Genomic DNA, 15803 nt, shown 5'->3' with positions numbered 1-15803 from the left:
TTAAACCTCTCCTTGTTGAATCGCTTGTAATGGTTCAATTTTTTTGATTTGTATTCCTGAAAGAGTCGCTCCTATAAATCCAATAAATAAAAAAATCATCGACAATTGCGTTGTTGTTTCAAGGGTCAAACTGAATGGCATTTCTTTGGGTGCAATCATATTAAACCCTTGACTGAGTGCAACAGATAAACCAAGTGCTAAAATGGTAATAAATAGCATTTGTGTCCACATCATTTTGAATAAGGCACTCGTTTTCAATCCGATTGCTTTTAATATGCCGTACAATCCAATTTTTTGGACGTTCATCATATAGAAGAAGATGGCGAAAAGCATTCCACTAATGACGACTAAAAACCAAACAATCATATTGAGAGACATTTGCTCTGCACTGTAACTTGGAATCGTATTGAGAAATTCCTTCTTGGAAAATGACTGTAGTCCAGCAACTTCTTGTGCCTTATCTTTCCCGGGCACAAAAATCAATTGCATTTTATCTGCTCCATAAATTTCTTTGTAGTCCTCCATATTAATAAAGGCGACAGGGGCATGGCTGAATTTCTTTTGGTCAACAAAACCTTTTACAATAAACTCTCCACTATATTGATTATTTGTTAAAATATCGCCAACTTTTAACCCTTTACTCTTCATAGAACGATCTAATATGATCTCTCCCGCTTTTACATCCTTAAACAACTTTGAATCGGTTGAGGTAACAAATGCAACACTTTGCTGCTTGCCATTCTTTTCATTCAGAAAGCCCATTTGAATGGACAGTGCTGCGGCATCATTCCATTCATTTAACAACTTTCCCTTGGTATTGCCATCTATTCTCGACAGATTATAGGTTTCATCTGCATCTTGATTCATGTAAAATTGTCCGTCTGGTAAATCTTTGATTAATGCAGCATTATCTTGTGATAACCCATTTGCCAAACCGGATATAATAAACGTTAATAGGCTAATCAAAAAAACAATTGAACCTAAAATTAAAAACCTTATTTTATTTTTCTTCATTTCTTTCCATGCAAGGTTCATTATTATTCCTCCAATCTCTGCTTTACATCCCCAGTCTATAATTCCTGTGTGAACAGAGGATGAACAGGTCATTACATTTTTAAATTCACACTTAACAATGTATAAGCCCTTCGGAAAAAATCTGGGGCGAATTTTTTCGGATCAGATATAATGGTCTTGTTGACTGGTTTGAAATTAGTTGTTATTCGATGTATTTTTAATTTAAACTGAAAAGAAATTTTTTCATAAAACAGGAGAATGCAAAATGACAAATATTCTGATTGTAGATGACGACATCAATATTTTACAGCTAGTCCATATCCACTTATCCGAAGTGGGTTATAACGTATTTCAAGCAAAAGATGGTACCGAAGCCTTAGGGATTCTTAAAAGAGAGGCATGTGATTTAGCCGTTGTGGATGTGATGATGCCTTTCATAGATGGCTATGCATTAACAAGAGAGATACGAAAAAAATACGATATTCCAGTCATCCTGTTAACAGCAAAAAATCAAATTGAAGACAAAGAGGAAGGTTTTCGATCTGGGACGGACGATTATCTGGTCAAGCCATTCGAACCAAGGGAATTAAAATTTCGAATCGAAGCTTTATTACGAAGGTATGATAAACAATCAGATGAATCTGTTATTCACTTAGGGAATACGACCATAAATAAAAACAACTATGAAGTTCAGATTGGGGATCGAACAATCCTTCTGCCCTTAAAGGAATTCGAATTGCTGTATTTTCTAACGTCAAATCCGATGCAAGTGCTTTCCCGAGACCACATAATTGAACATATATGGGGATTGGATTATGAAGGGGATGAACGAACAGTAGATGTCCACATTAAAAGATTAAGGGAACGATTCTCCAAATTAACGGATGATTTTCAAATTAAAACAGTGCGTGGGGTCGGTTATTTATTGGAGGCACACAAATGAGATCCCTTTATGTTAAATTTGTTGTAATTACGATTGGAATTATGATTTTAAGCGGTATTATTGCTTTTTTAATTTCCAATACATATTATCAACAAAAATTAAAAGCCTATAATGACCAAAAAAACACAAAAATAGCACTAGAAATCGTTACATTTGCTGACGAGCATCCTGATATCAATTTAGAAGATTATCTGAAGAACATTTCTTCAATTGGATATCAAATATACTTGGCAGAGAATTCTGGAAGGGGATCATTTTTTGGCTCACCGTTCCGTGATAAGACCTTGTCTAATTCAACAATAGATTATGTACTAAATGGCGATATATATCATGGCATTCTTCATTTTCCAAGGGAAACATTTGTAACAGGATTTTTTGCAAATGAATTAAAGAATACGATTGGTGTACCGTTAACACATAATGGGAAAAAGTATGCTCTCTTCCTTAGACCAGACATAAAACTTCTATTTAACGAGATGCATATTTTATTTGGGTGGCTGCTTGCATTGACGATTGTTTTGAGTATCGTTATGGTAATTTTTAGTACAAAATATTTAGTAAGGCCAATTTCAGAACTAACAAAAGCTACAAAATCACTTTCCAGTGGTGACTTTAATGTTGAACTTGATGTTACTCGCCACGATGAGCTGGGAGAACTTTCCCACAGTTTTTTGCGGATGGCCAGAAAGTTGGAACAAATGGATGACATGAGGAAAGAATTCATTTCAAACATTTCTCATGATATACAATCACCTTTATCCAATATAAAAGGGTATACAAACCTATTGGAAAATGAATCAATAAGTCCAGAAGAAAGAGGGCATTACATTTCTATCATTAATGGTGAAATTAGAAGACTGTCTATATTAACCAAACAATTATTACTTCTTGCTTCTTTAGACAGTAATGAGGATATTATGGATAAAAGGCAATTTAATGTAGGAAAGCAAATTAAAGAACTGGTACGAAACAATCAGTGGCTCATTGGGGAAAGAGGTATGATGCTTGAATATTTATTACCCGATGTAGAAATCACCGGTGACCCGTCTTTACTTAATACGGTTTGGGATAACCTGTTAACAAATGCTATTAAATACAATAAACCTAATGGTAGTATTGAAATATCGATTGAAGAAAGAGGAAAATCGATATTCGTAACTTTTAAAGATACAGGCATAGGATTGAATAAGAAAGATATGGAAAGAATATTTGATCGCTTTTATCGGGTGGATATCGCGCGTACACGTTCAGTTGAGGGAACAGGACTGGGCCTATCAATTGTTGCCACTATTGTTAAACTGCATGGTGGTCAGATTAATGTAAAAAGTAGAGAAAAAGAAGGAACTACTTTCGTTGTTGAATTGCCTGTAAATTAATATTATCTTTTATTTGTGTTATGCAACACAGTGGAAATTAATCCATTGGTATTGCATGACTTTTTTTGTAATCTTTTATTCATCTTCTGTTCATATTTAGGAAGTACATTATAGAAGAGTATTCAATAACAAACAATGGGGGATTATCAGCATGGACAAAAATAGTAAAATACTACTACAATTTGCAGGTATTTTTGGAGTGATAGGAGCAATTTTAGGCGCCCATATGGCGGGTTCTGGTTCATATGCATTTCGTCCCGTTCATGCACATATCCTGGTCGTTGGCTGGTTAACTCTTTTTGGATGGGCAGTTTTCTATAAGGTTTTCCAATCATCCCAAACGATTTTAACCAGGATACATGTTTGGACCGCAATAATAGGCTCTGTCGGCTTAACAGCAGGTATGTGGTTATACATGGTTAAACCATTTAATCTGCGGGAAGGATTAACACTGACCTTTTATATAGGTGGAGGTGTTGCATTACTTTTAAGCTTTATTCTATTTTTCTTTATCACATTATTTTATAGGGAAGAAAAATAAGATCCCTGCTACACACTTTGCTGCATGGGTAGAAACACAAATTTGATAATTAGCCCTTTTGTATAGACAATTGGTTATAAACCAAACATGTCTACCCACTACAAAAGGGATTTGTTTTAGCTGCTATATAAACCGCTTATGAAATGGCTGTTCGATATCAAAATCCTATTGCCATCATGTATGATGTATACCATACTAACTTTATTTGCAGTAAGCTTGGCAATTACCTTGCGCATTTCCCTAAACCTTACTCACTTGCAAACAGGTTTCTAGCATATTTCTAAAATACCTCTAATTCACCGATCCGCACAACCGCTTCATCCAGCCGTTCCACTGAATCCAGCAAGCCAACACGTACATAGCCTTCCCCTTGTGATCCGAAGCCATTTCCGGGGGCAACAACGACATGCGCTTGTTCCAACAGTAGATCAGCAAATTCTTCGGAGGTATAGCCATTTGGAACTGGCAGCCAAGCGAAAAACGTACCCTTTGGTAGATCCACCTTCCAGCCGATCCGGTTCAATCCGGAAATAAACCGATTCCGTCTCTGGGCATATGTATTCCGCAAGTGCTTCACCGAGGCCTGATCAGCAGTCAATGCTACCGCTGCTGCCTTTTGCACGGCACCAAACAGACTGACATACAAATGATCCTGAATCAGATTAATAGAATCGATTACAGAACGATTCCCGACAGCAAAAGCAACACGCCAACCTGCCATATTGTATGTTTTGGATAGCGTATAAATCTCAATACCAATATCTTTTGCTCCAGCAGACTGCAAGAAACTATGCGGCTTCTGGTCAAACCCAAGCGCACCATAAGCAAAATCATGGACAACACAAAAATTATGCTGCTTAGCAAGGTCAACCGTTTCGTCAAAAAAGTCTTTTGTTGCCGTAGCCGCAGTGGGGTTGTTTGGATAATTCAAGAACATAAGTTTCGCCCGACCCAGTGTATCTGCTGATATTTTTTTATAATCAGGTAAAAAGTCATTTTCCCTGGTTAACGGCATAAACTCAGGGCTCGCGTTTGCCATTGCAACCCCTGACAGATAATCCGGATAACCGGGATTTGGAAGCAATGTAATATCACCAGGATTTAACAAGCATTGACTAAGGCTCACCAGTCCAGACTTTGCCCCAAATAAAATCGCAACCTCCTGCTTCGGATCAACATCGACTTCATATTCCTTTTTATAAAACGTTGCAACCGCTTCCTTCAGATAATCGAACCCCTGAAATGGGGAATATTGATGATTGACAGGATCTTTGGCTGCTTCTTGCAATGCATGTACTACATACTCCGGTGTCGGCAAATCTGGATTTCCTTGCCCTAGATTAATAATGTCATGCCCTTGATCTTTTAACTGTTGGGCCTTTTTTACAAGCTTCGCAAAAAACTGATCCGGCAGCCGCTTCAGCATCTCCGACTGTTCAAATCTCTGCATCGTATCCATCACTCCCCCGGTAAGTAATTGGTATTTATGATAGCGATGATATAACTGTTTGTAAAGGGAATTTTGTAGTACACTACCTTTCTGTTTTCACATATTCTACAAGAAATGGGCCTGTAAGCAAGAACCCAATACCGGCATAAATCGGCACTCCTTTTGCTACTAGTCTTCTAACAATTGGGACAATCCCGCATTCACAGGCTGGAAAGCACGCACCGACAACACAACTCATCGTTACCGCCATAAATCTATTTTTGGGAATCCACCTTCTGATATGTTCATCTGTTACAAACACTTGTATAATTCCCGCAATTAATACACCTATTAAGACAAACGGTAAAGCTTCTATTAAGATACTCAAAAATAGCATATTCATCTGATAAACAGATTCAGGCAAGTTTACCATCCATTTTATAGACTCACCGAATGTGGTAATTGCTATGTGTAAAATATTTCTCGAGGGTATTTGAGCTATATTCTAGCAAAAAAAGAAAAGGCACTCTATCATAAAATGTATGCTTTGACCAGGCAAATACATTTCAGAGAGAGGCCTTTCCATGGGGAATATTATATCAAATATCAATGAACTAATAAAGAATACCGGTAATTTAATTGAATTAGAGGAAAGCATTCGGTTGTTCATGTATGAAGTATTTGCTTCAGTATTGGGGGAAGTATTTACACGATTAAATCAGGTCATAAACGAAAATAAACAGGCCATGGGTTGGATAGTGAAGCGAGAAGATTGGAAAACCGTCCAGTTTACCTTTGGGGCTGTACGTTTTCGTCACACGCTTATGGCTGATGAAAATGGAGATTCGCATTACCCTTTCGATGAATGGTTGGGGCTAAGAAAGAGCCAACGACATAGCCCATTGGTGGAAGTAAAAGTGGCAGAGTTGGCTAGTGAAAGTACCTATCGTGAAACGGCACGTGTATTAAAGGAATGGACGGCAGTTAATCTTAGTCATACAACGGTTGGAAACATTGTAAGGCGCGTTGGAAAAGCACAAGCACAGGCAGATGAGGAAATGGTGACGGAATTGGATGAGGCGGCTTCCTTACCAGAGGGGAAAAAGGTGGAGTATCTTTATGCGGAGGCAGACGGTGTCTTTGTGCGTGGTAAAGAGAAGAAAAAAAGCCTAGAAGTGCGTCATGCCGTTGTCCATGAAGGTTGGGAGAGGAATGGGAAACGAGTAGCTTTACGGGAACCAAAAGTAATTATGACAACACAATCAACGCCAGATTTTTGGAAGGAAGTGCAAGCTCTTACAGCTCACTGCTATTCACTTGAGGATACACAGGTTGTCACAAATAGCGATGGAGGTTTGGGATATACAGCCGAGAAGTTTCAAGAAGCCTTTTCCCAATCCAATTTACCTGTTTTGAATCAACTAGATCATTACCATGTTTCACAGGCGTTAAATCGCGCTTTAGGTGGCGGCCAGAGCGAGTATAAGGATGGCATCAAAAAGGCACTGAAAGATCATAACCTGGATGATTTTATGTTATGGCTAGATACGTATGAGAGCACGTTAGACGATGCAAAAAGAATAGAAAAGGTAAAAGCATTTCGCACGTATATTACAAACAACTGGGAGCGAATTTTCGACTGGCGAGAAGTAGTAGAAAATCCACCGAAGGGCGCAAGAAGCCTGGGAGCGATGGAATCCAATCAAAGGCACATTTCTTTCCGCATGAAAAAGAGAGGCATGCATTGGAGTTCAGAAGGCGGAGAAGCCATGGTTAAAGTGAAACAAGGGATCCTAAACCAAACATTGCGGAACGTGTATGTAAAACATCAACACAGAAGTGCTAGAAAGCAACGAGAAGTGAAAAGGATTGTAAGAATGTCGGAGATTTTACGTAATCCAACCCGTCCATCAGTGGGGGTTAAACAGGGCGCTATAGGCTTATATACGGCTCATTCTACAGCCATGGGTCATTTAGTTAAAAGCTTTAAATAAATAATACCCTGATGTTGGGGTTACGTTCTTGGGTTGTAGAACGTTACCACAACATCAGGGCCAGCAAGCGACAGCGCGGTAGCCGAACAAAGTGTACAAAATGATGATGCCCGGAATATTGGTATGAAAGCAACGTCGAGAAAAACTTGACACATACGTGGTAATTGAAATAACTAGACAAAAAATAAATAACCCTGTAATATCAATCAATAAGTGGTTTTTACTAAGCATTTTAATACTCCTCCTTTGACGCCAATCTACTAATTCTACTGAAATAATTAGTTCGACTTTGCGTATTGTACCCAATCCATCCTATTCTTCTTTATGAAATACTAGAACTTTTTTAGAGATGCTATTTCTCTTATTATGCTGACTGATAACCTCGTATAATAGAATATGCAACATTATTCGTAATTATTACGATTTACAAATCAATAATCATCCTGCTCTTCTATTTTTAAGTTAAACGAAAAACTTACAGCGTACCGACTCAATCAATATTGAGGCAACACCCCTGCAAATGACAGCTTACACTGGAGTTTTAAAAAAAATAACCACCTTAATCTTTTGAAAGGTGGTTATTTTTGTATTCTACGTACTAAAATTACGTTGTATTATGGTTCTTTTTTGCCTCGTTATTTATCATGTCAGGTACCTGCACATTAGACATTTCCATCCCCTTCTTAATTAAGTTCTTTATCCTTAATAAATAAACCGTAATCATTACTATTTACAAATCGTAATCATTACGGTATGATGTAAAAGTAAAATTCACTTTTTTGAAAAGGAAGGATGCGAGAAATGAAAATTTTTCAAGTTGTAACCCTGCTATTCATTGTGGGGATGATCACGATTGGCTGTACGCCATCCAATCAAGCTTCAACTAAATCTGATGACCCAGAATTGACTGTGTACACGACAGTTTATCCATTTCAATATGTGGTTGAACAGATTGGCGGAGATACAGTTTCAGCAAAGTCGGTATTTCCACCTGGTGCAGATGCGCATACATATGAACCTACCTCAAAAGAAATGACAGCTATTGCGAAAAGTGATGCATTCATTTACTTAGGTGCTGGTATGGAAGGTTTTGCTGAAGGTATTGCAGATGCGCTTGGGTCACAAGATGTAAAGTTAATTGAAATTGGTAAGCATGAAGATCTATTCCATGGCCATTCACATAAAGGGCATGATCATGAAAATAAGGATGAACACAATCATGGCGAAGAAGGAGATGATCATGGAAAAACAGACGTGCATGGCCACGAAGAAGGCAATAATCACGCCGATAAATCTATTGCCATCGAGGGACTGCAAGACCATTATCATACCGGGGATACGATTGAGTTAACTGCAAGTCCTAAGGAAGAATCTGGTCATAATCATTGGCATTGGTATATATTAAATCCTGATGCAAAAGATTGGGAAACCGTTTCGGATCAGTTAAGCAATACGTATAAAGGCGAGGCGGTTGCAGATAGTCAGCAAATCAAGGCGATTCTTTTTGATGAGGATCATAATGTTATTGCCGAGTCAGAGCCTGTAACCATTGCGATTAATGATCATCACGGTCACAATCATGAACACGATGAACACGGGGAAGAAGCCCACGACCATGGGAGTGAGGATCATGAGCATGGTCGTACTGAAAAACACGACCATAAATCGATTACCATTGAGGGATTGCGTGCTCATTACCATACTGGAGATACAATTGAACTAACGGCAGCCCATAGTAATGAATCTGGTCATAATCATTGGCATTGGTATACATTAAATCCTGATGCAAAAGATTGGGAAACCGTTTCAGGTCAGTTAAGCAATACCTATAAAGGAGAAACTGCTACTAACGGCCAGCAAATTAAAGCAGCACTTTTTGATGAAAATCATAATGTTATCGCTGAATCAGATCCGGTAACCATTGTGATTGATGATCATACAGGTGGTCACGATCCGCATATTTGGATCGATCCATTACGTATGATAGAAGTGTCCAAAATCATCAGGGATGAATTAATTGCATTAAACCCAGACGAGGAAGCCAGGTACAGCAAAAACTTTAAAGCGTTGAAAAAAGAACTAATCGCTTTGGATAAACGATACCAACAATTACTGGAAACAAAGGAGAACAAACACATTATTGTACCACATGCTGCTTTCGGATATTGGGAAGAGCGCTATGGAGTGAAACAAATCGCAATAAGTGGTTTATCTACCAGCGAGGAACCGTCACAAAAAGAATTAAAGGAAGTAATTGAACAGGCAGAAAAATTTGATTTAGATTATATCTTATATGAACAGAACAGTCCAAACCGTCTCTCAGAGGTTATCCAGGAACAGATTGGTGCCGAAGCTTTAACCATTCACAACCTATCTGTACTAACGAAAGAGGATATTAAAAACAATAAAGATTATATTTCTTTAATGGATAAAAATCTCAAAATACTCGACCAAGTTACGAAATAGCACTAGTTTCTCTCCCCAAAGCCGAATCATGCTTTGGGGATGGTACTTATATTAGGAGGCATGGTAAATTTGTTGAGAGACAATAGAATCCCGGTTACGATTCTAACTGGCTTTCTCGGTTCAGGAAAAAAGACATTACTAAACAGGGTGCTTAACGATGACCCGAATATGTTACTTTTCAGTACAAATGATCGAAAATGGTTGCCCAAGGAAAAAGACGAAGCGAAATGGTTTTCATTGGAAAAGACTTGAACATCGAAGAATTGATAAAAGGCTTTCACTACTGTTTTCAGTAGTGAAAAATTTTATACATTAAAACGTAATGATTACGTTAGCTGACAGGCACTTATCCATCGTCAAATACGATAACCCAATACAGCCTCTCCACCGCCTCCATGATTTCACCCTCGTCAATATTAGCAAAACCAATAACAAGCTCAATCCTGCCATTTTCCTTATATTTATTTTTAAGCATGAAGCGCCGCATCGTATATAGTTCAAGCCTTCCCTCTTTAGCACAGGCTTCGATTTCATCATACGTTTTAACAGATTTGAATTGGGCTATAAAATGAAGACCTGCTGGTATATTCTCAATGCACACTTGATCATTAAATTTTTTACGCAACTGTTCGATTAATAGGTTTCGTTTCACCTCGTAATGATGATTCATTCGTTTAATATGTCTTGAATAAGCCCCGCTTTCGATAAAATAATGCAATGCAAAAAGAGCAAGTGAATTGCTGAATTGCATGATATCCGGATAATGCTTACGGTACTTCCTCAGCAAGTCAGGAGGCAAGACCATATAGCTAATCCGGGTACCTGGTAACAACGTTTTTGAAAACGTGCCAGTGTATATGACACGTTGATTACGGTCAAGACTCTGCAAGGAAGGAATACTGTTTGTCTCATACTTGAACTCACTATCATAATCATCTTCAATAATATATCTGTTTTCAGCGCCCGCTGCCCAGTTCAATAACTCTATCCGCCTTGTCACCGGCATAATTTTACCAGTCGGAAATTGGTGTGATGGTGTAACAAATAGAAAATCTGCATTTGACGATTCTACTTTTTTGATATTGATGCCTTTATTATCCAGCTCTATCGGATTAACGGTAAATCCCATATCGTTCAATAATCGATAAAGGCGGGAATAACCAGGATCTTCAATAGCTATGATGCTTTTTTTATTTTGCATCTCCATCAATTGCTGGACTAGTAATTGTGTGCCGGCACCGATAATGATTTGTTCCGGTTCGCAAACTACTCCACGCGTTAAAGCAATCATTCGGCTAATGGCCTTTCTTGTCAGATAAGGGCCTTGAGGATGGCCAAGCTCAGCTAGTTCCCTTCTATGTTCATCTATTGCTCTGTTCTCGCATTTCATCCAATCCTTAAAAGGAAACAGGGAAATATCTGCTGACATATGTGATAAGGAGAGCCATCCTTCTTTACTATCGTTTCCTTCCTTTAGATCATTGGGCAATTTGCTCTGAACAGCCTTTTCCTGATTGGAAAAGACAGTGATGTTTTCAACAAAATATCCTTTACGCTCAACCGTATAAATATATCCCTCCGCAAGTAGTTGTTCGTAAGCGTTGGCAACTGTATTGACACCAACCTTTAATTCATCAGCCAATTGTCTTTTGGACGGCAGCTTTTCATTCGCCCGCAGTTTCCCTGCCAACACATTTTCCTTAACCCAATTATAAATTTGCTGATATTTGAAGTTCACGTTGCTATTGCTAGCTAAATTGAATACTTGCAAAAAATTCACCTCCATCTGGTTCCTATATCTTTCAACAACTGGTACTTTTCATTGTACCAGATTATTGTCATACTATTACCATATTTAAGTTAAAAAAATCTTAATCAAGCAAAGGAGGAAAAATAAAATGACAACAATACATCCAAGCAGTTCCGATTTACAAAGCAAACGGGAAAGGTTTATCCCAAGAGGGGTTAGTAACGGTAACCAGAACATTGCGCTAAAAGCAACTGGTGCAACGGTTACAGATATCGATGGGAATGAATGGATTGACTTTGCCGGAGCGATTGGTACTTTAAATGTAGGTCACAGCCATCCCAAAGTTACCGAAGCAGTCAAACAACAAGCAGAAAAGTTTTTACATCCTGGATTTAATGTGATGATGTATGAAGGCTACATTGAACTTGCTGAAAAATTATGCGAAATTACCCCTGGCGATTTTGATAAACAAGCTCTATTACTAAATTCTGGAGCAGAAGCCGTTGAAAATGCGGTCAAAATTGCTCGACGCTATACTAAAAGACAGGCGGTTGTCTCATTTACCCGCGGATTCCACGGAAGAACAAACATGACAATGAGTATGACCAGTAAGGTAAAGCCATATAAATTTGGGTTCGGCCCGTTTGCACCGGAAGTGTACCAAGCTCCATATCCATACACTTACCATAGACCAGAAGGAATGACTGAAGAAGCCTATGTCGATCAGGTCATTGAAGATTTTAGGGATTTTTTTGTTACTACCGTTGCACCAGAAACGGTAGCTTGCGTGGTCATGGAACCAGTTCAAGGTGAAGGCGGCTTTGTTATTCCTCCGAAAAAATTCGTTCAAGCTGTCCATGAATTTTGCAAAGAACATGGTATCGTCTTTGTGGCCGATGAAATTCAAACAGGATTCGGGCGTACGGGTACATTATTTGCTATTGAACAATTTGATGTCATACCGGACCTCATAACGGTCTCCAAATCATTGGCTGCCGGCTTACCTTTGAGCGGTGTTGTTGGAAAAACAGAGATCATGAGTGCTGCAGCTCCCGGGGAATTAGGTGGAACATATGCTGGAAATCCGGTTGCATGCGCTGCTGCATTAGCTGTTATCGACATTATAAAAGCAGAAAATTTAAATCAAAAATCAGAAATGATCGGACAAAAAATCGAAGCAAAACTGCGTGAATTAGCTGAACAACACGAATTTGCAAGTGAAATCCGTCGACTTGGCTCCATGGTCGCTGTGGAAATCGTTGAGGATCGCCTAAACAAAGCTCCAGATAAGGCAAAAACAAACAGCATTATCAAATATGCTAACGAAAATGGTCTACTGCTACTTTCCGCTGGTATCAAAGGCAATGTTATCCGTTTCCTTGCACCACTCGTTATTACAGAGAAGGAACTGGACAAGGGGTTAAATATTCTGGAAAAGGCGTTTGCCAACGTTTCCCATTAATATCATGTTATTTCATTAGGGAATAAGGGAATATCAACAACTGTAAAGCATGCAGCATAACATTGGATGTATCTAATCTTAATTATCGAAAGGAGCTTTACCGATTATGGCAAGTTATTTTAATGTCACCAATCCTGCAACAGGAGAATTGATCCAGGAGGTTAAAATTAATACGGATGAGGAAGTCAAACAGGCTCTCAGGGACGGCCATGAAAGCTTTAAAAAATGGTCAAAAATAAATGCCCATGAACGATCCCGCCTAATCAAAAAATGGTCAGAAAAGGTAATCGAGAACAAAGATGAATTAGCAAAAATCATGACAGAAGAAAATGGAAAACCATTAAGTGAATCATTAGGTGAAGTCGATTATTCCGTTGCCTACCTTGATTGGTATGCAGAAGAAGCAAAACGAGTTTATGGACGAACGATACCAGCTAACACTGAAGTAAAGCGAATTATTGTTACGAGAGAGCCAATCGGACTAGTTGCAGCCATCACCCCCTGGAATTTCCCAGCAGCGATGATGGCCAGAAAAGCAGCACCTGCCCTGGCTGCCGGATGTACGTTCATCGTCAAACCTGCATCCGAGACGCCATTGACAGGTATGAAATTCATTGACCTGGCACATGAAGCGGGTATTCCGAAAGATGCCATCCAATACGTAAACGGACGGGGCAGTGTTATTGGTGATTTATTTACTAATAGTGATTATGTACGTAAAATCACATTTACCGGATCAACCCCTGTCGGTAAAAATCTCATCAAGAACAGTGCTGATACAGTCAAACATGTCACAATGGAATTAGGTGGCCATGCACCATTGATTGTAGCAGAGGATGCGGATCTTGATTATGCAGCTAAACAAACCGTCGGCACAAAATTTAGAAACGCGGGACAAACCTGTGTCTGTGCTAACCGGATACTTGTCCATGAAAATGTCGTGGATAAATTCACAGAAAAATTTGTTACTGAAGTAAGGAAACTCACCGTTGGAAATGGTCTAAACGATGGAATAGACGTTGGACCAATTATTAACGAAAAGGGTTATACTAAAATTGTTGACCAAATTAATAATGCAAAAGAAAAAGGTGCAGAAGTCGTGTTAGGAGATAAATATGATGCCGACCAAGAGAAAGGCTTTTTCTTTATTTATCCGACCGTCTTAAAAAATGTGACAACAGATATGACAATCATGCATGAAGAAACTTTCGGCCCAGTAGCACCCATCACCAGTTTCAAAACGATTGAAGAAGCTGTTGAACTGGCTAATAGCACACCATACGGACTTGCGGCTTATTTCTTTACAAACGATTACCGGACAGGCACTTACCTGCATGATCATCTGCAATTCGGTATCATCGGCTGGAATGATGGAGGGCCTTCAGCTGCCCATGCACCATTTGGCGGAATGAAAGAAAGCGGCCTTGGACGTGAAGGCGGAATTGAAGGTATTGAACCTTACTTAGAGACGAAGTATATGTCTGTTGGGGGATTGTAAATTTTAAAGTTGAAAAAATATGATTAGGAAGCCAGCCCTAATGTAACGTATCCTTTTGGAAGAAATTCTTAATTCGGGGCTGGTTTTTTTTGACTTTTTGAACGTCTCTAGTTTTTCAATCAGTAAAGACCAAATCCCCTACAGGTTGACGACATATTGTATTTGGGCTTTCTTTTACCTATGCTTCATCAAGTAATGGATGCTAACCATTTTTAACAATCTTGCAGTGTTCTTTCTATCTAAGTAAGATTCTATCAGAGGTAAGCGCTATGTATATTCTGTAACGCTTAGCTGCCAATTTTATTCTTTCATCACTAATATTGGGGATTTGCAACTACTTTTTATTTCTATTTGTCTTCACTCCTATACAACACTTTTTTGATTTATAACTTCGAACTCATTAGTCATCTATTTTTATGGCGGCCTGCCTAAAGTACCATAATAAATTTTTAAAAAGTAAACAAAGAACATGATAATTCCATCCACTTTATACTATGATAGAGAAAAGACTCACAATGAAAGAAGAAGGGGTGGATGATAGGTGAAATATGCTATTTATCAAATGGAAATTATTGCAGGGAACCCTGAAGCGAACCGACAAAATGTAAAGCAGTGGATTGAGAACGTTGTGCAAGAAGAACAGCCTGATACGGTACTCTTGCCTGAGATGTGGAATACAGGCTATGCACTAGGAGAACTAGCAAATACGGCTGATCGGGACGGGGAACCAACAGCCTCTTTCCTAAGCAGCCTTGCCAAAACCCATAACATTAATATCGTTGGCGGATCAATCGGCAATCAAAAAGCGGACAAATTTTATAATACTAGTCTTGTATTTGATCGTAACGGAGAGCTCGTCTACCAGTATGATAAGATTCATCTTGTACCAATGCTCAATGAACATCAGTATTTAACTGGCGGGCAAAAAAAAGTACATACATTTGTACTGGATCATGTTAAAATGGGACTCATTATCTGTTATGATCTGCGCTTCCCGGAACTTTCCAGACAGCTGGCATTGGACGGTGCGCAAGTTATGCATATTGTAGCAGAGTGGCCGGCCGCTCGAAAAGACCATTGGAAAGCACTGCAGCTTGCCAGGGCAATAGAAAACCAATTTTTCGTGGTCTCCAGTAATGCTGTTGGTACGTATAACGGTACAGAATATGCTGGAAAATCCATGATTATTGATCCCTGGGGAACACAACTTAAAACGGGAAGTGCAAAAAATACGGGGACAATCACGACGACATTGGACTTGTCCATTGTTTCAAAAATCAGAAGAGATGTGCCTGTGTTTGCAAGCAGGGTTCCGGAAATGTACGAATAG

The 15803-nt window shown here is 38.9% G+C and carries 12 protein-coding genes and 2 pseudogenes; 10 read left to right on the top strand and 4 right to left on the bottom strand.

What is annotated here, in order from left to right; translation table 11 throughout:
• Positions 1 to 1035 carry an ABC transporter permease gene (locus CZ382_RS19390; RefSeq protein ID WP_088052797.1) on the bottom strand — a complete coding sequence of 345 codons (1035 nt, stop codon included), beginning with the start codon at positions 1033 to 1035 and terminating at the stop codon, positions 1 to 3.
• A 244-nt stretch (positions 1036 to 1279) separates the two neighbouring features.
• On the opposite strand from CZ382_RS19390, the gene CZ382_RS19385 reads away from it, so the two are divergent.
• The 3 genes from CZ382_RS19385 to CZ382_RS19375 all read left to right on the top strand — a co-directional run bounded on the left by CZ382_RS19385 (position 1280) and on the right by CZ382_RS19375 (position 3874).
• The gene (locus CZ382_RS19385) at positions 1280 to 1957 is read left to right on the top strand and encodes a response regulator transcription factor (RefSeq protein WP_088052796.1); all 678 of its coding nucleotides are present in this window, start codon (positions 1280 to 1282) and stop codon (positions 1955 to 1957) included.
• Positions 1954 to 3333, top strand: coding sequence for a sensor histidine kinase (locus tag CZ382_RS19380; protein ID WP_088052795.1), 1380 nt, complete (start codon positions 1954 to 1956; stop codon positions 3331 to 3333). The genes CZ382_RS19385 and CZ382_RS19380 overlap by 4 nt, the downstream gene beginning before the upstream one ends.
• A gap of 151 nt (positions 3334 to 3484) precedes the next feature.
• A complete protein-coding gene (locus tag CZ382_RS19375) occupies positions 3485 to 3874 on the top strand; it encodes a hypothetical protein (RefSeq protein WP_088052794.1) in 390 nt (129 codons plus the stop codon).
• Between the two features lie 280 nt (positions 3875 to 4154).
• On the opposite strand, the gene CZ382_RS19370 is transcribed toward CZ382_RS19375, so the two are convergent.
• Together CZ382_RS19370 and CZ382_RS19365 are read right to left on the bottom strand one after the other, a co-directional pair.
• Positions 4155 to 5324: a pyridoxal phosphate-dependent aminotransferase gene (locus tag CZ382_RS19370; RefSeq protein ID WP_088053552.1), complete on the bottom strand. Its 1170-nt coding sequence runs from the start codon at positions 5322 to 5324 to the stop codon at positions 4155 to 4157.
• A gap of 109 nt (positions 5325 to 5433) precedes the next feature.
• Positions 5434 to 5781 (bottom strand): annotated as a pseudogene (locus CZ382_RS19365) (permease); the annotation flags it as partial.
• A 106-nt stretch (positions 5782 to 5887) separates the two neighbouring features.
• On the opposite strand from CZ382_RS19365, the gene CZ382_RS19360 reads away from it, so the two are divergent.
• The 4 genes and pseudogenes from CZ382_RS19360 to CZ382_RS24920 all read left to right on the top strand — a co-directional run bounded on the left by CZ382_RS19360 (position 5888) and on the right by CZ382_RS24920 (position 10059).
• Positions 5888 to 7297, top strand: coding sequence for an ISLre2 family transposase (locus CZ382_RS19360; protein ID WP_088052793.1), 1410 nt, complete (start codon positions 5888 to 5890; stop codon positions 7295 to 7297).
• A gap of 801 nt (positions 7298 to 8098) precedes the next feature.
• Positions 8099 to 9763, top strand: a complete 1665-nt coding sequence (locus tag CZ382_RS19355) for a metal ABC transporter solute-binding protein, Zn/Mn family (protein ID WP_159457842.1) — start codon at positions 8099 to 8101, stop codon at positions 9761 to 9763.
• Between the two features lie 60 nt (positions 9764 to 9823).
• A pseudogene (locus tag CZ382_RS23525) lies at positions 9824 to 9925 on the top strand (GTP-binding protein); the annotation flags it as partial.
• A gap of 35 nt (positions 9926 to 9960) precedes the next feature.
• Complete coding sequence (locus CZ382_RS24920; protein WP_088052792.1) at positions 9961 to 10059, top strand: CobW C-terminal domain-containing protein; 99 nt, start codon at positions 9961 to 9963, stop codon at positions 10057 to 10059.
• Positions 10060 to 10109: 50 nt separating this feature from the next.
• Here the strand turns inward: CZ382_RS24920 and gabR are convergent, their stop codons facing one another.
• Positions 10110 to 11534 (bottom strand): MocR-like transcriptional regulator GabR, encoded by a 1425-nt coding sequence (gene gabR, locus CZ382_RS19345; protein ID WP_235000477.1) that lies wholly within the window; start codon positions 11532 to 11534, stop codon positions 10110 to 10112.
• A 127-nt stretch (positions 11535 to 11661) separates the two neighbouring features.
• Here gabR and gabT point away from each other — a divergent pair, with 127 nt between their 5' ends.
• From gabT to CZ382_RS19330, 3 genes are all read left to right on the top strand, one after another.
• Positions 11662 to 12975, top strand: coding sequence for a 4-aminobutyrate--2-oxoglutarate transaminase (gene gabT, locus CZ382_RS19340; RefSeq protein WP_088052790.1), 1314 nt, complete (start codon positions 11662 to 11664; stop codon positions 12973 to 12975).
• A gap of 106 nt (positions 12976 to 13081) precedes the next feature.
• Positions 13082 to 14473 (top strand): NAD-dependent succinate-semialdehyde dehydrogenase, encoded by a 1392-nt coding sequence (locus CZ382_RS19335; protein ID WP_088052789.1) that lies wholly within the window; start codon positions 13082 to 13084, stop codon positions 14471 to 14473.
• Positions 14474 to 15014: 541 nt separating this feature from the next.
• A complete protein-coding gene (locus CZ382_RS19330) occupies positions 15015 to 15803 on the top strand; it encodes a carbon-nitrogen family hydrolase (protein WP_088052788.1) in 789 nt (262 codons plus the stop codon).

Source organism: Virgibacillus dakarensis, assembly GCF_900155625.1.
Classification (GTDB): domain Bacteria; phylum Bacillota; class Bacilli; order Bacillales; family Amphibacillaceae; genus Lentibacillus_C; species Lentibacillus_C populi.
The sequence above is the reverse complement of the archived record's forward strand: the minus strand, read 5'-3'. Positions and strand labels throughout refer to the sequence as shown.

Bases quoted from the DNA above. Each gene is read 5' to 3' on its own strand.
- CZ382_RS19390 (WP_088052797.1), bottom strand. From the start codon at position 1,035: ATGAACCTTGCATGGAAAGAAATGAAGAAAAATAAAATAAGGTTTTTA.
- CZ382_RS19385 (WP_088052796.1), top strand. From the start codon at position 1,280: ATGACAAATATTCTGATTGTAGATGACGACATCAATATTTTACAGCTA.
- CZ382_RS19380 (WP_088052795.1), top strand. From the start codon at position 1,954: ATGAGATCCCTTTATGTTAAATTTGTTGTAATTACGATTGGAATTATG.
- CZ382_RS19375 (WP_088052794.1), top strand. From the start codon at position 3,485: ATGGACAAAAATAGTAAAATACTACTACAATTTGCAGGTATTTTTGGA.
- CZ382_RS19370 (WP_088053552.1), bottom strand. From the start codon at position 5,324: ATGCAGAGATTTGAACAGTCGGAGATGCTGAAGCGGCTGCCGGATCAG.
- CZ382_RS19360 (WP_088052793.1), top strand. From the start codon at position 5,888: ATGGGGAATATTATATCAAATATCAATGAACTAATAAAGAATACCGGT.
- CZ382_RS19355 (WP_159457842.1), top strand. From the start codon at position 8,099: ATGAAAATTTTTCAAGTTGTAACCCTGCTATTCATTGTGGGGATGATC.
- CZ382_RS24920 (WP_088052792.1), top strand. From the start codon at position 9,961: ATGGTTGCCCAAGGAAAAAGACGAAGCGAAATGGTTTTCATTGGAAAA.
- gabT (WP_088052790.1), top strand. From the start codon at position 11,662: ATGACAACAATACATCCAAGCAGTTCCGATTTACAAAGCAAACGGGAA.
- CZ382_RS19335 (WP_088052789.1), top strand. From the start codon at position 13,082: ATGGCAAGTTATTTTAATGTCACCAATCCTGCAACAGGAGAATTGATC.